Genomic DNA, 24,617 nt, shown 5'->3' on the forward strand with positions numbered 1-24,617 from the left:
AAGGGGTGCTCGCGCACAGGTTTTCGCGGGGGCCTCCTGCGTGGTCCTACTGCGCAGGCAGGACGTGCTTGGCGGCGATCGTCCTGGCGGTGTCGGAGTCCGGTCCGGGCTGCGGGACGAAGACGGCCTCGCGGTAGTAGCGCAGCTCGGCGATCGACTCGCGGATGTCGGCGAGGGCGCGGTGGTTGCCGTTCTTCTCCGGGCTGTTGAAGTACGCCCGCGGGTACCAGCGGCGGGCGAGCTCCTTGATGCTGGAGACGTCCACGATCCGGTAGTGGAGGTAGTCCTCCAGGGTCGGCATGTCCCGCAGCAGGAAGCCGCGGTCGGTGCCGACGGAGTTGCCGCACAGCGGGGCCTTGCCGGGCTCCTTCACCCACTGCCGTACGTACGCCAGCACCTGCTCCTCGGCGTCGGCCAGGGTCGTGCCCCCGGCCAGCTCGTCGAGGAGACCGGACGCGGTGTGCATCTGACGCACCACCTCCGGCATCGTCTCCAGCGCCGAGTCCGGCGGACGGATGACGATGTCCACCCCCTCGCCGAGTACGTTCAGCTCGGAGTCGGTGACGAGGGCGGCCACCTCGATGAGAGCGTCGTCGGACAGCGAGAGGCCGGTCATCTCGCAGTCGATCCACACCATGCGATCGTTCATGCGACCACCCTAAAGCTGACGTCCGCTTTTGGGATGCCCCGCGTCGAAGCGGGACTCGCCCGCGGCAGCCGTCTCTGGGGCCGGACACGGCGGGAGAGAGAGAGGGGGGCGGGTGTGTACCCGCCCCCCTCTCTCTGTGCGCCTCGTTCAGTGGCCGGTGCGCGGCCCCGGCAGCAGGCTCACCGCGCCCGCGGCCTGGCGGCGGCTCTGCATCGGCACCGCGCTCTCCCGCTCCGGGTGCAGCACGGCGGGCGGTGCGCCCATCGGGCCGTGGCCGGGCAGGCCGACGGGTGCGCCCGCCGGGCCGGACTGGGCCAGCTGCGGCTCCGGGTCACCGGACCGCTCGCCCTGCGGCCGCCGGGCGCGGTAGGCGGCCCGGTAGGCGGCGGGGGACGAGCCGAGCTGGCGGCGGAAGTGCCCGCGCAGCGCGACCGGTGAGCGGAAGCCGCAGCGTCCCGCCACCTCGTCCACCGAGTAGTCCGACGTCTCCAGCAGCCGCTGCGCCTGCAGCACCCGCTGGGTGATCAGCCACTGCAGCGGTGCGCTGCCGGTGAGCGAGCGGAACCGGCGGTCGAACGTACGGCGGCTCATGTAGGCGCGTGCCGCCAGTGTCTCCACGTCGAACTGCTCGTGGAGGTGTTCCAGCGCCCAGGCGACGACCTCGGCGAGCGGGTCGGCGCCGATCTCCTCGGGTAAAGACCTGTCGAGGTAGCGCTCCTGACCGCCGCTGCGGCGCGGCGGGACCACCAGCCGGCGGGCCAGCGCGCCGGCCGCCTCGTTGCCGTGGTCCGTCCGCACGATGTGCAGACACAGGTCGATCCCCGCGGCCGTCCCGGCGGAGGTCAGTACGTCTCCGTCGTCGACGAACAGTTCGCGCGGATCCACGTGCACCGACGGATAGCGCTTGGCCAGCGTCGGTGCGTACATCCAGTGTGTGGTCGCCGGGCGGCCGTCCAGCAGTCCGGCCGCGGCCAGGACGAACGCCCCGGTGCACAGCCCGACGATACGGGCGCCCTCCTCATGCGCACGGCGCAGCGCGTCGAGCGCTTCCTCCGGTGGCGGTGAGGTGATCGAGCGCCAGGCCGGTACGACGACCGTCCCTGCGCGTGAGATCGCCTCCAGCCCATGCGGCGCGGTGAGTTCCAGGCCCCCTGTGGTCCGCAGTGGGCCTTCCTCGCCGGCGCTCACCAGCAGTCGGTAGCGCGGCACGCCGGCGTCCTGGCGGTCGATCCCGAACACCGACAGCGGAATGGAACTCTCGAAGATGGGGCCGCCGCTGAACAGCAGCACCGCGACGATCTCCTTGCGGCGTCGCCCGGAGAGTTTCCGGGCCACGGCTTCCGGTGCGGCAGTGGAGTCGTGGCTCATCCTGCTAAGCCCCCCTCGGTGGTCGCGGCTCCTCGGTTGTGTCGCTCCTGCACGTTTCCCCTCGGTCCTGCACGAGTCCCCCGCCGTAAGACAGTCAAGATCGAATCTACTGGCTACCGCGGTCTCACGGTGGCCGGTTAGACACGCCGGACATTGTCGACATGACAACTTGGCGTGAAGCATTCGATCACGAAGGGTTGCACTCGTGGGCCGTGCAGGGAAGTGCGCCTTGTCGCAGTGGCCAAACCGCGTAGGGTGCGCGGGTCCGCCCAGACCCTTTCCGTGCAGGTGGAACGGGGGTTGGGGGGTAGGTGGGACCCCCTCCGGGCGGTACCCAGAAGTTGGCTGAAAAGAGGCGTTCGGAGGCGCAAAAACCGGTCAGTCGACCGGTGTCTTCTGCTTGGTGTGACGTCCGCCTCTTTGCGTGGCGCAACGCTCGGACTGCCGCAGCAGGACGCGGCAGGCGGCCGTGACGGCGGCGAGGCCGAAGGCGGTGCCGGCGGCGCCGGCGAGCGAGGTGCCGTACCAGAGGAGGACCACGGGTACGAGAACGCAGCTGAAGGCCGCCCAGCGGATCACGTCGCTCGTGGTGTCCGGGGCGGGGTGCGGGTCGGAGGTGGAGCGGGGTCCGGACATCTCGTACTCCCTGTGGCGGTGACTCTCCGGGTTCAACGCCCGTTCGATCGGTCGGTCACCGGTCGTCGCTCCGGTAATCCCGTGCAAACCGCCTGTACGGGGCAGCAACCATTGCGTTACGGGCGCTGCTCGTGCATGCTCCGGGGAACCCCTACGGACACCGGGGGGCTGCTTACGGAGCGTGTGCGGGATCTGGGCAGAGGAGGCGTGCCGCCGTACCCTTGGGGGTATGGGGTTGGGAAGACGAATCCCGGACACAGCACCGCCACCCGATGTCACCCCCCACCCACAAAGGATCACAACGCCGAGACAGCCATGGCCGGTCACGAATTCTTCGAACCCGCGGACCGCAAGCGGCCCGTCGCCGATCCCACGGCGGCCGATCCCCTCGCGGCGGAAGAGTCAAGCCCATCCTGCGACCCCGCCTTCAAGCACGGTGTGGTCGTCGGCTTCGACGGCTCGACGTCCAGCGAGCGCGCCCTCGCCTACGCCATCGGCATGGCGCACCGCTCCCGGGCGGGCCTGATCATCGTCCATGTGGCCAACCGGCTGCCCACCACGGTGTGGGCCGGCTGCGAGCCGCCCGTCTTCGTCGACGTGCCGGACCACCGCACCGAGGTGCTCGGCCTGGAGCTGGCCTGCGCGGACTATCTGGCCGAGGTGCCCTGGATCCTGGTCGAGCGCGGCGGTGACATCTGCCACGAGCTCGAAGAGGTGGGGCGGGAGTACGAGGCCGACGCGATCGTGGTCGGCTCGACGCACGGCATCGTGGGCCGCATCTTCGGCTCCGTGGCCGGCCGGCTCGCCAAGCGCGCGCAGCGGCCCGTCATCGTCATTCCCTGAGCTTCCGACACTCTGTCAACTCCCTTGGTGCAAAGCGAAACTACTCGCGCGTAGAAGTGTTTGTGCTCTTGTGAAGGGCATATACCGGTCACCGCGCAACTGCACATGTATGAAGGGAGCCCGCTGTGGACAACGACGTCTCCGCGGGAAGCGGAAACACCGCCGTGGTCGGCCGACTCGCCCTGGGTGTCACCCTGTTGGCGTTCGGCCTCGGCACCACCGGCGTGATCGACGGCGTAGGGGCATCCGACGCCGTGTCACTGGCTCATTACGTGGGCGGCGTCGCCCTCTTCCTCGTCGGACTCCTGGCCTTCCGTACCGGTGACAGTGGATCAGGCACCGGTTTCGTCGCCCTCGGCGCGCTCTGGTTCACCTGGGCCGTCGCGGGTCAGATGTCGGCCGACGCGGCCGGCCTCTTCCTGCTGCTGTTCGCCCTCGTGGCGCTCACCCTCACCCTCGCGGGCGGGGACACCCTGGGCCAGGTCGTGCACGGGCTGCTGTTCCTGGCGATGCTGGTGCTCGCCGTCGCGGCCTTCGCCGACAGTTCCTCCCTCGTGAAGGTCGGCGGCTGGGTGGCCGCGGTCTCCGGCGCCGTCGCCTGGTACGCGGCGACGGCGGCGCTGGCCCACTGGCCGACGGCGCTTCCCGGACGTGCCGCCCGCCGGGGGGTGACGGCCACCGGCTGATCCGCAGCGGCACGGAGCGGACCCCCACGTGACTGGTGGCACACGTGGGGGTCCGTTCTGTTCGTCGCGCCTGTGCGGGTGCGTGGGGGCTGATCGCGCCCACGCGGCGGAGCCGCATGTCGATACAGCCCCGCGCCCCTAGGGGGTTACTCCACTGTCACCGACTTCGCGAGGTTCCGCGGCTTGTCGATGTCGCGGCCCAGGACCTTTGCCGTGTGGTACGACAGCAGCTGGAGCGGGATGCCCATGAGGATCGGGTCCAGCTCGTCCTCGTTCTTCGGGACGACGATCGTCTCGTCGGCCTTCTCCTGGTTCCGGTGGGCGACCGCGAGGATCTTGCCGCTGCGGGCCTTGATCTCCTCCAGGGCCGCGCGGTTCTTCTCCAGCAGATCGTCGTCCGGGACGATCGCCACCGTGGGCAGGGCGGGCTCGATGAGGGCCAGCGGGCCGTGCTTCAGCTCGGAGGCGGGGTAGGCCTCGGCGTGGATGTAGGAGACCTCCTTGAGCTTCAGGGAGGCCTCGCGGGCCACCGGGTAGCCCCGGACGCGGCCGATGAAGAGCATCGAGCGGGCGTCGGCGTACTGCTCCGCCAGCTTCCTGATCTCGTCCTCCTGCTCGAGGATCTCGGCGATCTGGCCCGGCAGCCTGCGCAGGCCCTCGATGATCCGCTTGCCGTCGCGGACCGAGAGGTCACGGGTGCGGCCGAGGTGCAGGGCGAGCAGGGCGAAGGCGACCGTGGTGTTGGTGAAGCACTTCGTGGAGACCACGCAGACCTCGGGGCCGGCGTGCACGTAGATGCCGCCGTCGGCCTCGCGGGCGATCGCGGAGCCGACCACGTTGACCACGCCCAGCACGCGGGCGCCCTTGCGCTTCAGCTCCTGCACGGCGGCGAGGACGTCGTACGTCTCACCGGACTGGGAGACCGCGACGTAGAGGGTGTCGGGGTCCACGACCGCGTTGCGGTAGCGGAACTCGGAGGCCGGCTCGGCGTCGGCGGGGATGCGGGCCAGCTCCTCGATCATCTGGGCGCCGATCATGCCCGCGTGGTACGAGGTGCCGCAGCCGAGGATCTTCACGCGGCGGATCTTGCGCGCCTCGCGGGCGTCCAGGTTCAGGCCGCCGAGGTGCACGGTGGAGAAGCGGTCGTCGATGCGGCCGCGCAGCACGCGGTCCACGGCCTCGGCCTGCTCGTGGATCTCCTTGTGCATGTACGTGTCGTGGCCGCCCATGTCGTAGGAGGCCGCCTCCCACTCCACGGTGGTCGGCTCGGCCGTCGTACGGGTGCCCTCGGTGGTGTAGGTGCGGAAGTCGTCGGCCTTGAGGGTGGCCATCTCGCCGTCGTCCAGCGTCACTATCTGCCGGGTGTGGGCGACCAGGGCGGCGATGTCCGATGCGACGAACATCTCCTTCTCGCCGATGCCGAGGACGACCGGGGAGCCGTTGCGGGCCACCACGATGCGGTCGGAGAAGTCGGCGTGCATGACCGCGATGCCGTAGGTGCCCTCGACGACCCGGAGGGTCTCGCGGACCTTGTCCTCCAGCTTCTCGGCCTGCGAGCGGGCGATCAGGTGGACGAGCACCTCGGTGTCGGTCTCGGAGAGGAACTCGACACCGTCCGCCTCCAGCTTGCGGCGCAGGTCGGAGGCGTTGTCGATGATGCCGTTGTGCACGACGGCGACCTTCTGGTCGGCCGACATGTGCGGGTGGGCGTTCACGTCGGAGGGGGCGCCGTGGGTGGCCCATCGGGTGTGGGCGATGCCGGTGGTGCCCTTGAAGCGCGCGGGGACCTTGGCCTCCAGGTCGCGCACCCGGCCCTTGGCCTTGACCATCTTCAGGCCGGCCGTCTTCGGGGAGGTGACGACGATGCCCGCAGAGTCGTAGCCGCGGTACTCCAGGCGCTGCAGGCCCTCCAGGAGCAGGGGCGCCACGTCACGCTTGCCGATGTATCCGACGATTCCGCACATATATAGGTATTCCTCAGTCCGTGGTTCCTGGCTGGTTCTCAGCCGTAGACCATGCGGCGCAGCTGCCGGAGCGTCAGCTCCGGCGGTGCGACCGCCCGGTATTTCAGGTCCGCCTCGATCCGTTCGAAGATCTCCGTGTTCTGCAGGCCCTGGACCTGCAGTTCTCGGTGGCGGCGACGGACGTAGTCCTGCGTCGTCTCGTCGAAGTAGGCGAGCACGTCCTGTATCACCCGCAGCGCCTCGCCCCGGTTCAGGGGCGTGGACCGCGTCAGGTGATCGACAAGTTCCTCGTGCACCCGGTAGATCCTGGGGCACCGGCGCGAGATTCGCAAGAATCGTGCCCGATTCCGGGCAAGGGCCTGTTGAAACTCTTATGGGGCTCTGTTCGCAAGCTGTCCATCCTGCGTCTTGTGCCGCGTCGCCCGGACCCACGAGTTTCAGACGTCATGGACATTCCACGTATGGGAGTACCCGAGAAGCTGGCCGAGCGCATGAGCATGGCCGAGCAGCATGAGTACCTGCGCGGCAGATTCTCGCGGCGCACCATGATCAGAGGCGGTGCCGTCACGCTGGGCGCCGTCACGGGTGGCGCGTTCGTCCAGGGCGGCACCGCCCAGGCCGCCGTGCCGACCCAGCGCACCGCCTCCGCCACCGAGGACGTCGACGGCGCCCTCGTCGCCCCCTTCGGCCGCCACCTCGCCTTCGGCGGCGACCCGCGCTCCGAGATGACCGTCTCGTGGCAGGTCCCGGTCGCCGTCAAGAACCCCTTCATCCGTATCGGCGCCAACCCCTGGGACCTCTCCCGCAAGATCGAGGCCGAGGTCCGCAGCCTCTACACCCCGGCCGGTGTCGGCGCGAGCGGCGACCACACGCAGTACTACCTGCACGCCCAGCTCACCCACCTGCGCCCCGGCCGCACGTACTACTACGGCGTCGGACACGACGGCTTCGACCCGGCCGAGAGGCACCTGCTGGGCACCCTGGGCACCTTCACCACCGCCCCGGCCCGTAGCGAGCCGTTCACCTTCACCGCCTTCGGCGACCAGGGCGTCAGCTACCACGCCCTGGCCAACGACAGCCTGATCCTCGGCCAGAACCCGGCCTTCCACCTGCACGCCGGCGACATCGCCTACGGCGACCCGGCCGGCCAGGGCAAGACCACCGACACCGGGTTCGACTCGCGCACCTGGGACCAGTTCCTGTACCAGACCGAGTCGGTCGCCAAGCAGATCCCGTGGATGGTCTCCTACGGAAACCACGACATGGAGGCCTGGTACTCGCCCAACGGCTACGGCGGCGAGGAGGCCCGCTGGACGCTCCCGGACAACGGTCCGGACCCGGAGAACCTCCCGGGCGTCTACTCCTTCGTCTACGGCAACACGGCGATCATCTCGCTGGACCCCAACGACATCTCCTTCGAGATACCGGCGAACCTGGGTATTTCCGGCGGAACCCAGACCAAGTGGTTCGAAGCCCAGCTGAAGAAGTTCCGGGCCTGCGACGACATCGACTTCGTCATCGTGTTCTTCCACCACTGCGCGTACTGCACGTCCAAGGCGCACGCCTCGGAGGGGGGCGTGCGCCAGGAGTGGGTGCCGCTGTTCGACAAGTACCAGGTGGACCTGGTCATCAACGGCCACAACCACCAGTACGAGCGCACCGACGTCATCAAGGGCGGCGAGGTCACCAAGAAGCTGCCCATCGGCGGCACCGCCTACCCCGAGACCGAGGGCGTGGTCTACGTCACCGCCGGTGCGGCGGGCCGCAGCCTGTACGCCTTCACCGCCCCGGACTCCTACGAGGGCAACGAGAACGAGGTCGACTCCGTGTCCTCGTTCATCTGCCTCAAGGACGGCGCCCGGCAGCCCGAGACCGTCACCTGGTCGCGCGTCCGCTACCTGAACTACTCCTTCCTGCGCGTGGACGTCACCCCCGCCCCGAGGGGCCGCTACACCACCCTGAAGGTCTCGGGCATCGCCGAGACCGGTGACCGGATCGACCACTTCACGGTGGCGCGCCGGGCCAAGTAGGGCCACACCCACGCCCGGAGGGCGGGGCGTGACGTCCCGGGGAGCAGGCGGTCCGCTACATGCGCCGCAGGACCGCCTGCTTGGCCAGGGTGAACTCCTCGTCCGTCAGCACCCCCGAGCGGTGCAGCTCGCCCAGCTCGCGCAGCCGCCGCAGCAGCGCGTCGTGGTCGTCCTCGGCGGGGGACGCCTTGGTGAGCCGCGGCGGCCCGGGGTGTGCGTCCGTCCCGGCGGGCGGCGCCGACGGGTGCGGCAGCCGGGCCTGCACGGCGGCCGCGACCAGGGCCATCAGCGGGTCCCTCTTGAAGCCCCACAGCTCGACGGCGTTGGGGTCGTACTTCGGCGGTGCGGTGGCGGGCGCGCCGCGCACGGTGAAGCGCAGATGGCCGTTCTCCAGCCCCGCCGCCGGCTGCCACTCCACGGCCGTGATCTCGCCGACCGGGATCGTGCGGGGCCCGGTGGCGGCCTTCGCGTCCTCCGTCTTCCAGTTCCACTCCAGCCGCACCTGCTCGCCGTCGAAGCCCGCCGTGCCGTCCCCGGCCGAGGCGGACAGCGGCACGGACGGCCCCGGCAGCAGGTACTCGGCGACCGGGCCCGGCGAAACCCCGTCCAGCAGCAGGGCGTTGCGGACCTCGTCCGCGAAGTACTCGGCGACGCCGTAGCGGTCGGACTCCACGGTCAGCTGATAGGGGTCGTGCGGCTCGGTGAGCCGGCCGCCGGTGGCGTGCAGCAGCGGGTCGGCGCCGTCGCGCAGCCGCAGCCTGAGCCGCCCGGACTTCTTCCCCTGCTCGAACGAGACCCCCGCCAACGCCCCCAGCGGTACGACGAGTTCACCCAGCGTCCCGCGCAACAGGCCGATGTTCCTGTCCCGGCCCGGAGTCAGCCTGAGCGCGTCGCCGTCGAAGGCCCAGGTGCCGTCCTTCTGGATGATTTCCGCCATGCGGGGATTGTTTCACCGGATCTGCGGGAGAGTGGTCTTTACCACTCGTGAAGGGAGCGCATGTGAGACAGAACCACAGCACGACTCCCCGATTCCCCCGGATCCTCGGGTCCCTGCTGCTTCTGGCGGCGGCAGGCGTGTTCACCGTCGGCGCGGGACCCCTCCCGAGCGCCGCCGCGACGACCCCGCTGGACCGGGTGGTCCCCGCGCCCGCCTCGGTCAGGCCCGCCGGATCCCCGTACCGCATCACCCGCGCCACCCGGCTCCGCGTCGACGACTCGGCCGAGGTCCGCCGGATCGGCGCCTACCTCGCCGGCATCCTGCGCCCCTCCACCGGCTATCCGCTGCCGCTCACCGGCCAGGGCGCCGGCGGCATCCGACTCCGCCTGGCCGACGGGCCGTTCGGCGCCGAGGGCTACCGCCTCAGCAGCGGACCCCACGGTGTCTCCCTCACCGCCGGCACCCCGGCCGGCCTCTTCCACGGCGTCCAGACCCTGCGTCAGCTGCTGCCGGCCTCGATCGAGAGGAAGACCGTCCAGTCCGGCCCCTGGCGGATCGCCGGCGGCACCATCGAGGACCGCCCGCGCTACGGCTACCGCGGCGCCATGCTGGACGTCTCCCGGCACTTCTTCACGGTCGCCCAGGTCAAGCGCTACATCGACCAGATGGCCCTCTACAAGATCAACACGCTGCATCTGCACCTCAGTGACGACCAGGGCTGGCGCATCGCCGTCGACTCCTGGCCGCGCCTGGCCGCCTACGGCGGCTCGACCCAGGTCGGCGGCGGCCCCGGCGGCCACTTCACCAAGGCCGACTACCAGGAGATCGTCCGCTACGCCGGCTCCCGCTACCTGGAGGTCGTCCCCGAGATCGACATGCCCGGCCACACCAACGCGGCCCTCGCCTCCTACGCGCAGCTCAACTGCAACGGCACCGCACCCCCGCTGTACACCGGCACCGACGTCGGCTTCAGCTCGCTGTGCGTGTCCAAGGAGGTGACGTACACCTTCGTGGACGACGTCATCCGCGAGCTGGCCGCGCTCACCCCCGGCCGCTACCTGCACATCGGCGGCGACGAGGCGCACTCCACCAGCCACGCCGACTACGTGAAGTTCATGAACCGTGTGCAGCCGATCGTCGCCAAGTACGGCAAGACGGTCATCGGCTGGCACCAGCTGACCGGCGCCACCCCCGCTCCGGGCGCCCTCGCCCAGTACTGGGGCGTGGACGGCACCAGCGCGGCCGACAAGGCCCAGGTGGCCAAGGCGGCCCAGAACGGCACCGGGCTGATCCTGTCCCCGGCCGACCGGGTCTACCTCGACATGAAGTACACCCGGAACACCAGGCCGGGCACGAAGTGGGCGGGCTACGTGGAGGTGAAGCGCTCCTACGACTGGGACCCGGGCGCCTACCTCCCCGGAGCACCCGCCTCGGCGATCAAGGGCGTCGAGGCACCGCTGTGGTCCGAGACACTCACCAAGTCCGCCGACATCGAGTACATGGCCTTCCCGCGCCTGGCGGGAGCGGCCGAGCTGGGCTGGTCCCCGGCGGCCACCCATGACTGGGACCGCTACAAGGTACGCCTCGCGGCCCAGGGCCCGCGCTGGACCGCCCTCGGCATCACGTACTACAGGTCGCCCCAGGTGCCCTGGCCGGCGAGCTGAACAGCGGCCCGGGCGAGACCCGGGCGCAGGCCGACGGGCACCCCCGGGGACCGTACTCCGGGGTGCCCGTCGGTGCGCGGGTCGTCAGAACCCGGCGATCGGGTTCCGCAGGTTCCCCACCAGCTGGAGCGCGCCCGACGGGTCGGCGAGGTCCACCATCTGCCGGTTGTCGCGCAGCTGGAGCCGGTTCAGGCACGACAGGGCGAACTCGGGCGCGAACACGTCGTACTGCGCGAACCTGTCGGCGAGTTCCGGCGTCGACTCCTGGTACTCGCGGGTGACCTCCGCGACCGTGCGCCAGAAGCCGTCCTCCTCCAGGATCCCCTCGGCGGCGAGGTTCGCCGCGAGGAACCGGAAGAAGCAGTCGAAGACGTCGGTGAAGACCGACAGCAGCTTCATCTCCTCGGGCACCTCGACGCGGATCCGCCGCACCTCCGGCGGCAGGATCGCGTCCGGGTCCATGACGACGACCTCCTCGGCGATGTCCTTGTAGACCGCCCGCTCGACGGCCCCGTCCTTCAGCACGAGGATCACGTTCTCGCCGTGCGGCATGAAGGCCAGGTCGTAGGCGTAGAAGCTGTGCAGCAGCGGGGTGAAGTAGGCCCGCAGGTACTGCCGCAGCCACTCGGCGGGCGCCAGGCCCGACCGCTCGATCAGCGCGCCCGCGAACGAGGCGCCCTCGTGGTCCACGTGCAGCAGGGACGCCATGGTCGCGAGGGACTCGCCCTCCCGCAGCGACGGCACCGGGCTCTCCCGCCACAGCGCGGCCAGCATCTTGCGGTACGGCGAGTAGCGGTCGGTGGCCTGCTCGTACTCCAGATGCCGGTAGCCGACGGCCGCCCGCTCCCGGATGATCGTGAGACCGGTCGACTTCAGCACGCCGTCGTTCTCGACGAGCTGGGCCAGCCAGTCGTTGATCGCCGGTGTCGCCTCCATGTAGGCCGCCGAAAGACCGCGCATGAAGCCCATGTTGAGGACGGACAGGGCCGTCTTCACATAGTGCTTGTGCGGGGCGGAGGTGTTGAAGAAGGTCCGGATGGACTGCTGGGCCAGGTACTCGTCGTCGCCCTCGCCCAGGCACACCAGGTGCCGGCGGGCCACCTCGGCGGCGAAGGTGACGCTGAGCTTGTTCCACCACTGCCAGGGGTGGACGGGTATGAGCAGGTAGTCGGCGGGGTCGAGGCCCTGCTCCGTGAGCCTGCCGTGGAACCGCCCGACGGTGGCCGCCCCCAGCTCCTGCCGGAAGAAGTCCTCGTACTCGATCCCGGCCCCCGCCGTGAACGCGGCCCGCGAGCGGTGCGCGGCCAGCCACACCAGCCGGACGGGGCTCGCGGTCTCCGGGGCGTACGACAGGTACTCGTGGATGCCGAAGCCGAGCCGCCCGTTGTTGGCGACGAAGCAGGGGTGGCCCTCGGTCATCCCGGTCTCGATCGCCTGGAAGCCGCTGCGCGCCAGCTCGGCGGAGGTGACCTTCGGCTTGGTCAGCTTGTAGCAGGTGCCGGAGAGCGTGGAGGAGATCTCCTCCAGGTAGACGGGCAGGACCTCGTCGCTCAGGCCCAGCGCCTGTCGCAGCTCGACGAAGAAGTTCAGCGCGGCCAGCGGGAGTTCCTCCCCGGCGCGACGACGGGTGATCGAGTCGGCGTCGACCGCCCAGTGGTCGAGGCCGCGCAGGGTGGCCGTGAACCGGTAGGCGGTGAGCCCGTCGTCGCTGCGTACGACGTACCGGTCGCCGTCCCGCTCCGGCGTGATCAGCCGCTCATGCGCGAACTCGGCGAGCGCCTTGCGCACCAGCAGCCGGTTGGCGGTGTCCCAGCGCTCCGGGGACAGGTGGGCCACGGCGTCGGCGAGGCTCATGCGGCCACCGCCTTCGTGAACTGCTCCCGCGTGCAGAAGCTAAGCAACGCCTTCTTCTCCGGCTTCTGTATCACCCGCTCGGGCACGAACCCGACCGCCTCGTTCAGGGCGTGCACGGCCTTGTTGCGGACGTCGGGCTCGACGACGACCCGCTCCACCTCCGGGTCCTCGAAGAGGTGGGCCATGACCGCGGTGATGACGGACCGGGTGAACCCGTGCACGGGCGTGTCGGTCGGGGGCGTGAGGAAGTGCATGCCGACATCGCCGGGCCGCGGCTCGTACAGGCCGGCCAGCTCGCGGTGGGCGGGGTCGTACACCTCCGTCAGGAAGGCGGGCACGCCGTCCCGCAGACCGAGCAGGGCGTGGTGGTGCTCGTCGGCGGCGATCTCCATGTAGGCCCGCTCGACGTCCACCAGTTTCGCGTCCTGCATCATCCAGAACGCCGCCTTGGGGTGCGTGACCCAGGAGTGCAGCAGCTCGGCGTCCTTCAGGGGGTCGAGGGGGCGGAACGTGAAGGTCATGGTCGGGCTGGTCATGCCGCGAACTCCTGGAAGGCGACGGTCTTCTCGACCGGGTAGTACTCCGTGCCGAGCAGCTCACGGATGATGTACGAGTTCCGGTACGCGCCCATCCCCAGGTCGGGGCTGGTGATGCTGTGGGTGTGGACGCCGGCGTTCTGGAGGAAGACGCCGCGGCCCGTCACGTCGATCGCGTAGTTGCGGGCGACGTCGAAGCGGCCGTGGCCGTCGAAGCGGAGACGGTCGCGCAGCGGGGCGAGGAAGGCCGGGGGCTCGTAGTGGTAGCCGGTGGCCAGCACCAGGCCCTCGGTGCGGATCTCGAAGTCCTTGTCCTGCTCGTCCTGGTGGAAGCCGAGCGTGTAGGAGCCGTCCTCGTGAGCGGCGCTGCGCAGGGAGGAGTTGGTGAGCAGACGGGTGGGGACCGGGCGGTCGCCGCTTTCGACGTTCTTCTGGTAGAGCAGGTCGAAGATCGAGTCGATCAGGTCCGAGTTGATGCCCTTGAACAGGCCCTTCTGCTGCTTCTCCAGCCGGTAGCGGGTCTCCTCGGGCAGCGCGCGGAAGTAGTCGATGTAGTCCGGAGAGGTCATCTCCAGCGTCAGCTTGGTGTATTCGAGGGGGAAGAAGCGCGGGGAGCGGGTGACCCAGTTGAGGGCGTAGCCGTGGACGTCGATCTCGGAGAGCAGCTCGTGGTAGATCTCCGCCGCGCTCTGGCCGCTGCCGACGACGGTGATGGACCTCTTGGCCTGGAGCTCGGCCTTGCGGTGCATGTACTCGGAGGTGTGGATCAGATCGCCGCCCAGATCGCGGCAGGGCTGCGGGACGAAGGGGACCGTTCCCGTGCCGAGCACCAGGTGCCGGGCGTGAAACGTTTCGCCGCCCCGGGTGCGGACGACGTACCGCTCGTCCTCGTACGTGACCTCGGTGACCGTGGTGCCGAAGCGGACGTTGCCGAGTCTGTTCGCCGCCCAGCGGCAGTAGTCGTCGTACTCGACACGCAGGGGATAGAAGTTCTCGCGGATGTAGAACGGGTACAGCCTGCCCTTCTCCTTCAGATAGTTGAGGAAGGAGTACGGCGAGGTCGGGTCGGCCAGGGTGACCAGGTCCGACATGAACGGGGTCTGCAGATGGGCACCGTCGAGGAACATGCCCGCGTGCCACTCGAAGCCGGGCTTGGAGTCCAGGAAGACTCCGTCCAGTTCGTCGATCGGCTCGGTGAGGCAGGCGAGGCCGAGGTTGAAGGGGCCGAGCCCGACCCCCACGAAGTCGTAGGTCTTGGTGGGTGCTTCAGGACGCGCGGTCAAGGGACTCTCCCAGGTACTGCTCGGCGTGGCCGGCGATCAGGTCGAGGACGGCGGCGATGTCGGCCGTCGTCGTCTCGGGGTTGAGCAGGGTGAACTTCAGGTAGTGACGGCCGCCGGCCTTGGTGCCCGCGACCACGGCGTCGCCGGAGGCGAACAGGGCCCCCCGGGCGTACAGGTTGGCGCGGTCGATCTCGGCCGGGTCGGTGACGGCCGCCGGGATGTAGCGGAAGACGAGGGTGGAGAGCGAGGGCTCCACGACGACGTCGTAACGGGGGTCGGCGGCGAGCAGCTTCCAGCCCTCCTGGGCCAGCTCGCACACCTGGTCGAACAGCTCGCCGATGCCGTCGGCGCCCATCACCCGCAGTGTCATCCACAGCTTGAGGGCGTCGAAGCGGCGGGTGGTCTGCAGTGACTTGTCGACCTGGTTGGGGATGCGCTCCTGCACCATGCGGCGGGGGTTCAGGTACTCGGCGTGGTAGGTGGCATGGCGCAGGGTCGCCGCGTCCCGGACCAGCACCGCGGAGGAACTCACCGGCTGGAAGAAGGACTTGTGGTAGTCGACGGTGACCGAGTCGGCGCGCTCGATGCCGTCGATGCGGTCCCGGTGCCTGAGCGAGGCGAGAAGACCGCAGCCGTAGGCCGCGTCCACGTGCATCCAGGCCCCGAACTGGGCGCACAGCTCCGCGATCTCCGGCAGCGGGTCGATGGAGCCGAAGTCGGTGGTGCCCGCGGTGGCGACGACGGCCATGGGGACGAGGCCGCCCTTCCTGCAGCGCTCCAGCTCGCGGGCGAGGGCGACGGTCTGCATGCGCTTGTCGTGGTCGACCGGGACGCTGACCACGGATTCCGGGCTGAGCCCGAGCAGTTTCGCCGACTTCTGCACGCTGAAGTGGCTGACCTCGGAGGCGAAGATGCGCAGTTCGGGGATGGAGCCGCTCTTCGCCTCCTCCCGCGCCAGCAGCAGCGCCTGGAGGTTGGACTGGGTGCCGCCGGAGGTGAACACGCCGTCGGCGGCCGGGCCGAGGCCGATGCGCTCGGCCGTCCAGTCGATCAGTTTCCGCTCGATCAGGGTGCCGCCGACGGACTGGTCCCAGGTGTCGAGGGAGGAGTTGACGGCGGAGAGCACGGTCTCGCCGAGCACCGCCGGGATGACGACGGGGCAGTTGAGATGGGCGAGGTAGCGGGGGTGGTGGAAGTAGATCGCGTCCCGGAGGTAGAGGTCCTCCAGCTCGTCCAGGACCGCGGCGGAGTCGCCCAGCGGCCGGTCGAGGTCGATCGCGTCGATGCGGGGGGCGAGGGCGTCCACGGTGACGCCGGTGAACGGACGTTCGGTGGTGGCGAGTTTGGCCGCCACCCGCTCGACTCCTTCGGTCACGGAGCGGCGGTAGTGCTCCGCGGTGAGGCCATTGAGCAGGTGCGAGCGCATGTGGGGGTCCTCCGAGGGGACTGTCCGTGCGGGGCGATGTACTTAGGTTAGCCTAACCTAAGTTCTACGAGGCGAGGCGTGGCTGTGCCATGACCGGCGTCACTTCAAAGGGAGTTACTCGGCGGCGCGGAGCTGTTCCTCCGTCATGCCCTGGCGCCAGTAGCCGACGAAGGTGACGTGCCGCCGGTCGAACCCGCGTTCGCCGACGAAGTGCCGGCGCAGCTCCTTCACCCGCCCGGACTCACCGGCGATCCATGCGTACGGCCGCTCGGCGGACGGCAGTCGAGCGGCTCGTACGGCGTCGACGGCCGTGGGGGCGGGGGCACCGCCCGCGTCCCTGGGGCGGTGCGGGGCCTCGTGCCGTACGAGCCACGTGATCTCCGCGTCCGCCTCGGTCGCCACGTCCTGGATGTCACCGGCGTGCGGCACCTCGAGCCAGGCGCGGGCGGGGGTGCCCGCCGGGAGGGACTCGAGGACGGCGGTGGCGGCGGGCACGGCGGTCTCGTCGCCGCAGAGGACGACGAGATCGGTGCCGGCCGGCGGCCGGAACCGGATCGCCCGGTTGTCCGCGAGCGCCGGCCCGAGCAGCAGGACCCGGTCGCCGGCGGCGGCCCGGGAGGCCCAGCCGGAGGCGGGCCCGGCGGGGGTGTGCAGGACGAAGTCGATGTCGATCTCGTCGGGATTCCGGCGCAGGGACCGGAGGGTGTACGAGCGCATCACCGCCCGTACGCCATCGGGCAGTTCACGCCACCCCTGCCACCAGCCGTCCCCGAACTCCAGCGGAACGACCGGTTCGGCCTGCCCCGGGTGCGGCAGGAAGAGCGACAGGGACTGGTCACGCCCGTCGGAGTGGAAGGCGTGCAGATCGGCACCGGTGAAGGTGACCCGGACCAGAGACGGCCCCAGCCGCCTCGTCCGTGCGACCTGAAGGGAGAAGAAGCGGAACGGGGCGGCTACGGCCGTGGTCATGGGGGGCTCCTGAGGCTGGGATTCAGGAAGGGATGTGAGGGGGTTTCAGCTGACCTTCTTGGCCTTCTCCAAGGCCTCCGCCAGGCTCGTCAGCAGCGGTACGCACTTGTCGTACGACAGGATCGGCTCGGGTGAGCGTGCGATGACCTGACCCGCCTTCACCGCGGGCAGCTTCTTCCAGGTGGCCTTGGTGATGTCGGCCGGCTGGATCGCCGAGGAGCGGTCGTCCATCATGATGATGTCGGCCTTGTACTTGTCGACGTTCTCCCAGCTCAGCGACTCGTACCAGCCGCCACCCTGCTTCTTGGCGCTCTCCGGGGGCTCGACGAAGTTCACGCCGAGGGCCTTGAAGCACTCCAGGTCGATGGAGAGGTTGGTGCCGGAGACGTAGAAGAGCTGGTCGCTCGCGGAGCCGGCCAGCACCTTGATGCCGGGCTTGGCCTTGGCCGCGGCGCGCAGCCGGGCGGCGGCATCCTCGAACCGCTTCTTCGCGCCGGCGACGGCGGCCGCCTTCATGTCGGCGCCGAGCGACTCGGCCAGCTCCCACATGCGCTGCAGCGGCTGGGTGAGCTGACGGTCGTAGACGGAGATGCCGACGCTGGGCGCCAGCTGGGCGATCTTCTTCTTGGACTCGTCCGGGACGTACCAGAGGGTGCCGGCGTCGTCGAACATCGTCGTGAGGAGCACGTCCGGCGCGAGGGCCGCGTACTTCTCGATGTTGAACTGGCCCCAGGTGTTGCCGAGGACCGTCAGCCTGCTGATGTCCATGTCGCCGGCCTGGACATCGGCCTTGCCCGCGGCGGTCTTCGTCGGGCCGAAGACGCCCTTGACCTGGATGCCGTAGTCGTACAGCGCGGCGCCGACACCGGTGAACGCGACGATGTTCGCGGGGACCTTGCCCAGCTTCACGGTCGTGCCGCGGTCGTCCTTGAAGGTCCAGGGGCCGGACTTGCCGCTCTTGGCCGCCTTCCCGGAGTCCGCGTCTTTCCCCTTGTCGTCCCCGCAGGCGGCGAGCGCCGTGCCGAGTCCGAGGGCGCCGCCCGCGGCGAGCAGTCCGCGGCGAGTGAAGTGGGTGGCACGGGCATGGGGCATGGGTGTGACTGCTTTCGAACGGGGCGGGGCAGTCCGCCGGACAAGTTCGAAGGTAGGTTAGCCTAACCTCAGTCGATGTCCAACGGGCGGAGCGCCCCGCACCCGAAACCGTGCGCGGCCTGTGGGCCGCCGGAGCTACTCAGCCCACCAGCCCCAACTCCCGTGCGATCAGCATGCGCTGGACCTCGCTGGTGCCCTCGCCGATCTCCAGGATCTTGGAGTCGCGCCACATACGGGCCACCGGATACTCGTTCATGAAGCCGTAGCCGCCGTGGACCTGGGTGGCCTCGCGGGCGTTGTCCACGGCGACCGTGGAGGAGTACAGCTTGGCCAGGGCCGCCTCCTTCTTGAAGGGTTCGCCCGCCACCAGGCGGCTGGCCGCGTCGCGCCAGGCGAGGCGGGCCGTGTGGGCCTTCATCTCCATGTCCGCGATCTTGAACTGGATGAGGTGACGCTCAGCGGCGGGTGCGCGAGGGCTGGCGCCAATGCCCCGGGGGTTCAGGGCCGGTCTTCGGTGGTCGTCCTGTTCGCGAGAAGCAGCGCCAGGGGGCCGCCCTGCAAGAGGAAGCGACCCTCACTGATGGCCTTGAGCGCGTCTCCCATCGACCACCACATGAGCTTGAAGTCCGCCTCCCAAGGCATGAGCTGCTGGGGGCCGCAGCTGAGTTGCGTGGCCTCGAAGAGGTGCACCCTGGCGGTGGAGCTGAGGGCCATGGCGTACGAGCCGAGGTGCCGCCAGGACTTGGCGGTGATGCCGGCCTCTTCGAGGAGTTCGCGGCGGGCGCACTCTTCCGGCGTCTCACCGGACTCCGCCTTGCCTCCGGGAAGGAACAGATACTCGCCCCCATGCCGGGGGAAGTCTGCGGTCAGGATGGCGATCTGTCCGTGATCGTCGCGGGCGACGATCACGGAGGCGTCAGGCTTCGAATCGCTGCCGTGGGCGTGGGTCATGCTCCGCGAGCGTAGCTGCGGGTTCCGTGAGCATGGCGGCGAACGGCACGTTCAGCACGGTGGGGTGGGCGATGCCACGGCCGTGGTAGCCGTCCTCGCCGAAGGCGTCGCCGTGGTCGGCACACATGACGACCAGCCACGGTCGTGCGCTGGTCAGTGTCCGGATGAGCCGCCCGAGGTGTTCGTCCGCGTACGCCAGGGCCGCAGCCTGCGACTGCCAGGAGTCCTCACTGCGGCCCACGTATCGCCCGTGGGGGACATGAGTGGCCGAGACGTTGACGAACAGGAACAGCGGTCGGTCCCGGTGCTCGTTCGCGACGATCAGGGCGTGGTCGACCTGGTGGCGCGTGGAGTCCACCTCGGGGGAACAGAACTCGGGCCGCCAGTGGTCCTCGTGGAACATGTCGGGCAGCACCGACCCGAGCGGGGTCTCCCGAGAGAAGTAGGTCACGCCGCCGATGCACACGGTGCGGTAGCCGTGCTGGGCGAGGCCGATGAGAAGGTTCGGCGCGTCGAAGACGAACGTGCCGGCGTCGACGGTCTTGAACGCGGGCGGGCGGCACTCCCACAGCCGCGGCGGCTGCACGGGCTGGGGGAGCTTGGGCAGGAAGCCGGAGAAGAATGCGATGTGCGCGGGGAGGGTGAAGGTGCCGGGGGTACGGCGTTCCTCCCACACCCCGCCGGGCAGGATCTTCGCCAGGTTCGGGGTCTGACCGGCGTGCAGGGCCGCGCGGGCGACGTCGTAACGCAGGGAGTCCAGGGTGACGAACAGGATGCTGGTCTCGCTTCGGATGACTTCGGCTGCGTTGATCACAGGGCCTCCACCAAGTCGTGGCGTTCGGTGATGCTGCCTTTGGCCTTGTCATTCACAGGGATGGGAATCCGGTCGGAGGCGATCATCTCCCGCAGCCCGGCCAAACCGGTGTCCTCGGCGACCGGCTGGCCGTCCGCGTCGTAGAGGCGGATCGTGACTGTCTGCCGCCCGCCGCCGTCGGCCGTGGTCAGCAAGGTGCCGGGGACGCCCCCGAGTCCCTTCATGGCGTGCAGGAGCTGGGCTTCGTCGGCAGTGCCCAGGCTGGAGACCTGGCAGCCGAAGTGCTGGGCGTTGACGGCCCCGAGGCAGAACCTCTGGTGGAACTCGGCCGTGGCGGGGTGACCGTCGTGGGCCACGGCCATCTGCCCGGCCTGGCTGAGCACGACGAAGCAGGAGCCGACCCACCAGGCCACGCCCTCGTGGATCTCGCCCGGGAACGCGCCGGAGATGCGGCCGTCACGAATGACAGCGTCGGCGTCGATCGGGTTAAGCACGCCCGTCCTCCAAGTGCTTGATGATGGTGTCGGCCAGGTCGCGGGGGCTGCGGCTATCGGTGGGGAGCACGACTGCGGTGGGGTCCTCGTCGGCGACGGCCTGGAAGTTCTGCCGCAGCCGGGCAAGGCGCCCGGGGACGTCGAACAGGTCGGTGTCGTCCTGCTTCACGTCCGTCTTGGTGCCCATCCGCTCTTTCAACGTGTGATCGGAGCTGACCAGGTAGAAGGTGGCGTCCGGTGCCACGAGGTAGGACCGGAATGGGGTGATCAGCTCTCGCACTTGGTCCAGGCCGACACGGCAGACGGCGGCGTGGCAGGCCACGACCGAAGAGGCGTACCGGTCCGCGACCACCGGCCCAACGCTGAGGGCGTGCCGTACGACGTCGGAGGCGTGCAGGAGACCGGAGAGGTAGAAGGCGAACTGCGGCAGCGGCCGAAGCTCCCGGTTGATCACGTCGGACCAACCGGTGTGCGGATCGGCGAGGGTGTGGATCGCCGTGCCTCCGAGCCGCTTGGCCAACAGGCGGCTGAGCGTGGACTTCCCGATCCCTGAGGCGCCTTCCAGAACCACGAACGGCCCCTGGCGCACGTCATCTGCCCCGGCCGTGTACGGGGCGTTCAGGGGGCTCACAGGGTGCCCTCGGTGAAGGCGGCGACATGTCGGGCCAGGGCCGCGGGGATCTGTTCCGGATCGCCCAGCAGCCGCCGGATGTCCATGCGCAAGTCCTCCCGCAGAAGGCAGGGCTGGATTCCGCCGGCGTGGTCCATGCGCAGGGCCCAGAAACCCTCCACGCATTTGGCCTTCACCGGGCAGGTGCCGCACTGGCCGACGTGGTGGCGGCCCAGCTCGCGTTGGATGACGTCGATCTCGATGCCGTCGATGCGGAAGATCCGCCTTCCCTGGCCCGTGCCGGAGACCTCTACCGCCTCCTCGCCGGTCAGGGTGCGCAGGTGGTCGATGATGCCCCGGGCTCCGATGGCCGAGGACTTCCGGTCGGCGTTGAAGTCGGTGTCGACAAGCTCAATGAACTGCACCGGCAGCCTGCGGCCGAGAGCGAAGACGAGGATGTCGCGCAGCTCGTGCTCGTTCTCGCGCTGGATGAGCGTGTTCAGCTCCACCCGCTCGAACATCTCGCGGGCGGCCTCGATGCCGTCCAGGACGGTCGCGACGCTGGAGCGGGTCTGCGCGATGGCCCGGAAGGACTCGTCGGAGAAGTAGTGCAGGGAGACCTTCACCCTGTCCAGGCCGGTCGTGGCGAGCCAGTCCTGATGCGTGCGCACCAGCATGCCGTTCGTGATCAGCGTGTAGGACACATCCGGGCCGTGGACGGGGAGCTGGGTTAGGACCGGTTGCGCCAACTTCGACGCCAGTGGCTCGCCGCCGGTGAAGTACACCCGCTTCAGGCCGACGCCGATCAGCTCACGCAGGACGTTCACGTAGTCGTCGGCGGTCAGTTCGCGGGCGCGGGGCTTGGCGTCCCGGTGCAGGTGAGTGAACGGCGGCGGGACGTCACCCTCGTTGTGGCAGAACCAGCACTTCAGGTTGCAGATGGGGGTCAGCGAGACCCTGAGCTGTCCGCGCAGTGCGGAGAAGTTCCGCAGCGCGGTCCAGTCCACGTCGGTTTTCGGGAGCGGAACGGTCAAGACCTGCTCCTTTCGTGGGGCGTACGTGGTTGCTTGAGTGCGGTGGCTCGCCCCCCGGGCGAGGGTCTGCGCGAGGGCGGGGCGTCCCCCGGGGTGGTCTGACGGAGCTGGAAACCGGCTGCCGGGCACAACCCGCTCCAGAGAGGGCGCCGCCGACAACGTGCCCTGGCGCGGCCGCTGGGTGGCCTGCTTCACTGCCTCGTCCAAGCCGTCGAGGATCAAGGGGCCGCCTTCAGCTCGGCCCACGTCTCCTTGCCCCAAGGGCCGCGTTTGGGGTGACTGCCAAGCAGCGTGTAGCCCCAGCGGTCCGCGAGCGTGTCGATGAGGACCAGGCCGCGGCCGGACTCGTCACCGACGTCGGAGGGACTGAGTACCGGCAGACGCGAGGGTGCACGGTCCACCACCCCGATGCGCACCCGTATCGCACTTGGCCGCCCGACAAGCAGGCGGATCGAGTGGCAAGGGGTGTGCCTGGCGGCGTTCGCGACGAGTTCCGAGATGATCAGCTCGGCGGGGTCGGTTAGGTCGTCGAAGTGCCAGGCGCCGAGGGCATCACGGACAAGCTTGCGGCCACGCCCGGCCGTCTCCGGCTCGCATGGGAAGGTCAGGCTGTGGACGGGGTGTCCGGTGAGGGCAACCTGAACTGGCGTACTGAGACTCGTCATAGAGGGGAAGCCTTCGTCGTTGTCTCGGCGTCCGGCTCGTCCTCTCGGAGGTCTTCGGGGGCGGTCCGGACTGTCAACAGCAGCCCGCAAGGCGGGGCGGGCGGCAGATAGCTAGACAACTCCCCTTAGCGGCAGGGCGGTTAGGGCCATCACGTGGCCATCCGGCGGAACGCCCTAGGGCGATTTGACGTTCCATTTACCTGACGGATCGGGTTCGTCGGGCTACGGTGCGTGCATGGACACCACGCGCAATACCGTTCTTGAGGCGTGGATGAACGAGCACGGACACAGCTCCAACAGTCTTGCTGACACCGTGAACATGGCCCTTGAGCGGCTTACTGGGCGTGCTGGTGGATTGGACGGCTCATCCGTCCGGGACTGGAAGGCTGGCCGGGTCAAGTGGCCCAAATCAGCCACCCGAAGGGCCCTTGAGGACGTCACCGGTCTGCCCGCCACCGCTTTAGGGTTCGAGCCACGGGGCCGGACTCCGTCGACCCCAGCCCCACCGCAGGAGGTCACCGACACCATGAAGCGCCGTACCCTCGTCGGCGGCATCGCGGCTGCCGCGGCCGCAGCAGCCGCTCCCGGTGCCGCCTCACCCCGCCGTATTGGCATGAGCGACGTCGACCGCCTGCAGAAGCGCTTCGCTGAGATCATCGCCAGCGACCACCGCCACGGCGGACAACTCGGCATCGAGCAACGGGCCGCCGCGCTCGCTGATGAGGCGCTGAATCTCCAGAATGCCGGGAGCGCCACCCAACGCGTACGCAGCAACCTGTACGCAGCCGCCGCTGCGTTCCGCTCCTCAGCGATGTGGGCAGCCATCGACGGTCGCCGCTACGACGACGCCAAGGCACACATGCGCGAGGCGCAGGCCCTTGCCGAAATGTCCGGCGACCAGGCGATCAAGTTCCGCATCTGGAGCCACACGGGAACCATGTACCGGCACATGGGCCGTCCCGCCGACGCCCTTGCCGCGAACGACGTCGCCCGTAACCTGCACATCGCGCGCCGAGACCCCATGTTCGCGAGCCTCGGTATGGCCCGCCAGGCGGCCATCCGCGGTGCGGCGCAGGACCGCACCGGAACCCGCCGCGCGTTCGACCAGGCGCAAGACGCCATGCTCCGTGCCGATCCCCACGCCTATCGGCCGCTGTGGATGCTCGCGTTCTACGACCAGGCAGAATTGGACTCCTTGGCCCTGTCGGCGTACCTGTCGCTCGGTGCCTACCAGACGGCCGAGTTCCACGCTCACCGCTGCCTGGCCGCCCTGCGGCCGCACATGGTCCGCTCCCGCGCCATCGCCACGACTCGACTCGCCCATGCCCAGCTCGCGCAAGGTGACGCCGACGCCGCCACGGCCACCGCGATGAAGGTCCCCGTCGACGCCGCTACCCAACACGCCCGCGTATCGCGCATGCTTCAGGAGTTCGGGGCTGCACTGCGCGCCACCGCGCCCGGTAGCCGCACCGTGCAGACCTGGACCGAGCACGCCGCCGCCTGGAGGACCACCGCATGACCTCGGCACCCGCTATCGAACTCCGCACGTTCACCGCGCTCGACGCCGCCCGCGGCGACCTGATCGACGTCTACGCAGATGTGCGCGCTCCGCTTCTCCACCTGCCGAACTACGCCGTGACCGCGTTTGGTGAGCGACTGGACCGGCACGGCGCCGAACCGGGGTTCATGGCTGTCCTCGCGTACGCGGCCGGGCATCCGATCGGCTACGCCTACGGCAACACCATCGAACACGGGGACCGGTACTGGCAGCGCACTACCCCGGCGCCGGCGGATGAGTACACCAAGCGTCCGGCCGTGGCCCTCAAGGAGATCGGCGTACGGCCCGCGTGGCGTGGCACGGGGACCGCGCGGCGTATCCATGACGCCCTTCTCGCCACCCGCGAAGAGCCATACGTGACGCTCATGGTCAACAAGGCGGCCGGTGACGGGAAGGTCCATGCGCTCTACCAGTCGTGGGGGTACGAGGACATCGGACAGAGCCAGCCGTCACCGGCCTCGCCGGTCCTCACGGTGATGATCCGCGCCACCCGCTGACCAGCACCCACGGCCGAGGCGGCCCGCCCCCATCCCCGGAGCAATGGGCGGGCCGCT

24 protein-coding genes and 1 pseudogene are annotated in these 24,617 nt (G+C 69.6%); 6 read left to right on the forward strand and 19 right to left on the reverse strand.

Features of this window, described 5'->3' with window-relative positions; translation table 11 throughout:
* Positions 1–46: 46 nt before the first annotated feature.
* The 3 genes from orn to FB157_RS09795 all read right to left on the reverse strand — a co-directional run bounded on the left by orn (position 47) and on the right by FB157_RS09795 (position 2,653).
* Positions 47–649: an oligoribonuclease gene (orn, locus tag FB157_RS09785; protein WP_145878042.1), complete on the reverse strand. Its 603-nt coding sequence runs from the start codon at positions 647–649 to the stop codon at positions 47–49.
* A gap of 147 nt (positions 650–796) precedes the next feature.
* Positions 797–2,017: a helix-turn-helix domain-containing protein gene (locus FB157_RS09790; RefSeq protein WP_145878043.1), complete on the reverse strand. Its 1,221-nt coding sequence runs from the start codon at positions 2,015–2,017 to the stop codon at positions 797–799.
* Positions 2,018–2,395: 378 nt separating this feature from the next.
* Positions 2,396–2,653 carry a hypothetical protein gene (locus FB157_RS09795; RefSeq protein WP_186581432.1) on the reverse strand — a complete coding sequence of 86 codons (258 nt, stop codon included), beginning with the start codon at positions 2,651–2,653 and terminating at the stop codon, positions 2,396–2,398.
* 315 nt (positions 2,654–2,968) lie between these two features.
* On the opposite strand from FB157_RS09795, the gene FB157_RS09800 reads away from it, so the two are divergent.
* Together FB157_RS09800 and FB157_RS09805 are read left to right on the forward strand one after the other, a co-directional pair.
* Complete coding sequence (locus tag FB157_RS09800; RefSeq protein WP_145878045.1) at positions 2,969–3,496, forward strand: universal stress protein; 528 nt, start codon at positions 2,969–2,971, stop codon at positions 3,494–3,496.
* Between the two features lie 125 nt (positions 3,497–3,621).
* Positions 3,622–4,182 carry a GPR1/FUN34/YaaH family transporter gene (locus FB157_RS09805; RefSeq protein ID WP_145878047.1) on the forward strand — a complete coding sequence of 187 codons (561 nt, stop codon included), beginning with the start codon at positions 3,622–3,624 and terminating at the stop codon, positions 4,180–4,182.
* 146 nt (positions 4,183–4,328) lie between these two features.
* Here FB157_RS09805 and glmS read toward each other — a convergent pair whose 3' ends face one another.
* Both glmS and FB157_RS09815 read right to left on the reverse strand, forming a co-directional pair.
* The gene (glmS, locus tag FB157_RS09810; RefSeq protein WP_145878049.1) at positions 4,329–6,146 is read right to left on the reverse strand and encodes a glutamine--fructose-6-phosphate transaminase (isomerizing); all 1,818 of its coding nucleotides are present in this window, start codon (positions 6,144–6,146) and stop codon (positions 4,329–4,331) included.
* 38 nt (positions 6,147–6,184) lie between these two features.
* Entirely contained in the window at positions 6,185–6,442 is a 258-nt protein-coding gene (locus tag FB157_RS09815; protein WP_145878051.1) for a hypothetical protein, read from the reverse strand.
* Positions 6,443–6,607: 165 nt separating this feature from the next.
* On the opposite strand from FB157_RS09815, the gene FB157_RS09820 reads away from it, so the two are divergent.
* On the forward strand, positions 6,608–8,176 hold the full coding sequence (locus FB157_RS09820) for a metallophosphoesterase family protein (protein ID WP_145878053.1): 1,569 nt from the start codon (positions 6,608–6,610) through the stop codon (positions 8,174–8,176).
* A 55-nt stretch (positions 8,177–8,231) separates the two neighbouring features.
* On the opposite strand, the gene FB157_RS09825 is transcribed toward FB157_RS09820, so the two are convergent.
* Complete coding sequence (locus tag FB157_RS09825) at positions 8,232–9,113, reverse strand: DUF4429 domain-containing protein (protein WP_145878055.1); 882 nt, start codon at positions 9,111–9,113, stop codon at positions 8,232–8,234.
* Positions 9,114–9,175: 62 nt separating this feature from the next.
* Between FB157_RS09825 and FB157_RS09830 the strand changes: the two genes are divergently transcribed.
* On the forward strand, positions 9,176–10,777 hold the full coding sequence (locus FB157_RS09830) for a beta-N-acetylhexosaminidase (RefSeq protein ID WP_145878056.1): 1,602 nt from the start codon (positions 9,176–9,178) through the stop codon (positions 10,775–10,777).
* 84 nt (positions 10,778–10,861) lie between these two features.
* Here FB157_RS09830 and FB157_RS09835 read toward each other — a convergent pair whose 3' ends face one another.
* From FB157_RS09835 to FB157_RS09895, 13 genes and pseudogenes are all read right to left on the reverse strand, one after another.
* Positions 10,862–12,631 carry an IucA/IucC family siderophore biosynthesis protein gene (locus FB157_RS09835; protein WP_145878058.1) on the reverse strand — a complete coding sequence of 590 codons (1,770 nt, stop codon included), beginning with the start codon at positions 12,629–12,631 and terminating at the stop codon, positions 10,862–10,864.
* Entirely contained in the window at positions 12,628–13,167 is a 540-nt protein-coding gene (locus FB157_RS09840; protein ID WP_145878060.1) for a GNAT family N-acetyltransferase, read from the reverse strand. The genes FB157_RS09835 and FB157_RS09840 overlap by 4 nt, the downstream gene beginning before the upstream one ends.
* On the reverse strand, positions 13,164–14,450 hold the full coding sequence (locus tag FB157_RS09845; RefSeq protein WP_145878062.1) for a lysine N(6)-hydroxylase/L-ornithine N(5)-oxygenase family protein: 1,287 nt from the start codon (positions 14,448–14,450) through the stop codon (positions 13,164–13,166). Before FB157_RS09845 ends, FB157_RS09840 begins: the two co-directional genes overlap by 4 nt.
* Positions 14,434–15,876 carry a lysine decarboxylase DesA gene (gene desA / locus FB157_RS09850; RefSeq protein WP_145878063.1) on the reverse strand — a complete coding sequence of 481 codons (1,443 nt, stop codon included), beginning with the start codon at positions 15,874–15,876 and terminating at the stop codon, positions 14,434–14,436. Before desA ends, FB157_RS09845 begins: the two co-directional genes overlap by 17 nt.
* Before the next feature lie 114 nt (positions 15,877–15,990).
* Positions 15,991–16,845, reverse strand: coding sequence for a siderophore-interacting protein (locus FB157_RS09855; RefSeq protein ID WP_145878065.1), 855 nt, complete (start codon positions 16,843–16,845; stop codon positions 15,991–15,993).
* A 45-nt stretch (positions 16,846–16,890) separates the two neighbouring features.
* Positions 16,891–17,937, reverse strand: coding sequence for an ABC transporter substrate-binding protein (locus FB157_RS09860; RefSeq protein ID WP_145878067.1), 1,047 nt, complete (start codon positions 17,935–17,937; stop codon positions 16,891–16,893).
* A gap of 139 nt (positions 17,938–18,076) precedes the next feature.
* A pseudogene (locus tag FB157_RS09865) lies at positions 18,077–18,385 on the reverse strand (acyl-CoA dehydrogenase family protein); the annotation flags it as partial.
* A 50-nt stretch (positions 18,386–18,435) separates the two neighbouring features.
* Positions 18,436–18,888: an NUDIX hydrolase gene (locus FB157_RS09870; RefSeq protein ID WP_145878069.1), complete on the reverse strand. Its 453-nt coding sequence runs from the start codon at positions 18,886–18,888 to the stop codon at positions 18,436–18,438.
* Entirely contained in the window at positions 18,854–19,702 is an 849-nt protein-coding gene (locus FB157_RS09875; RefSeq protein ID WP_145878071.1) for an STM4013/SEN3800 family hydrolase, read from the reverse strand. Before FB157_RS09875 ends, FB157_RS09870 begins: the two co-directional genes overlap by 35 nt.
* Entirely contained in the window at positions 19,699–20,196 is a 498-nt protein-coding gene (locus FB157_RS09880) for a hypothetical protein (protein ID WP_145878072.1), read from the reverse strand. The genes FB157_RS09875 and FB157_RS09880 overlap by 4 nt, the downstream gene beginning before the upstream one ends.
* Positions 20,189–20,827, reverse strand: a complete 639-nt coding sequence (locus FB157_RS09885; protein WP_261386238.1) for a thymidylate kinase — start codon at positions 20,825–20,827, stop codon at positions 20,189–20,191. Before FB157_RS09885 ends, FB157_RS09880 begins: the two co-directional genes overlap by 8 nt.
* The gene (locus FB157_RS09890; protein WP_145878074.1) at positions 20,824–21,840 is read right to left on the reverse strand and encodes a radical SAM protein; all 1,017 of its coding nucleotides are present in this window, start codon (positions 21,838–21,840) and stop codon (positions 20,824–20,826) included. The genes FB157_RS09885 and FB157_RS09890 overlap by 4 nt, the downstream gene beginning before the upstream one ends.
* A 218-nt stretch (positions 21,841–22,058) precedes the next feature.
* Complete coding sequence (locus FB157_RS09895; RefSeq protein ID WP_145878075.1) at positions 22,059–22,505, reverse strand: ATP-binding protein; 447 nt, start codon at positions 22,503–22,505, stop codon at positions 22,059–22,061.
* A gap of 235 nt (positions 22,506–22,740) precedes the next feature.
* On the opposite strand from FB157_RS09895, the gene FB157_RS09900 reads away from it, so the two are divergent.
* On the forward strand, positions 22,741–24,024 hold the full coding sequence (locus FB157_RS09900) for an XRE family transcriptional regulator (protein WP_186581433.1): 1,284 nt from the start codon (positions 22,741–22,743) through the stop codon (positions 24,022–24,024).
* The gene (locus FB157_RS09905) at positions 24,021–24,560 is read left to right on the forward strand and encodes a GNAT family N-acetyltransferase (RefSeq protein WP_186581434.1); all 540 of its coding nucleotides are present in this window, start codon (positions 24,021–24,023) and stop codon (positions 24,558–24,560) included. The genes FB157_RS09900 and FB157_RS09905 overlap by 4 nt, the downstream gene beginning before the upstream one ends.
* Positions 24,561–24,617 lie beyond the last annotated feature (57 nt).

It is taken from the genome of Streptomyces sp. BK340, from assembly GCF_007827595.1.
Taxonomy (GTDB): Bacteria; Actinomycetota; Actinomycetes; order Streptomycetales; family Streptomycetaceae; genus Streptomyces.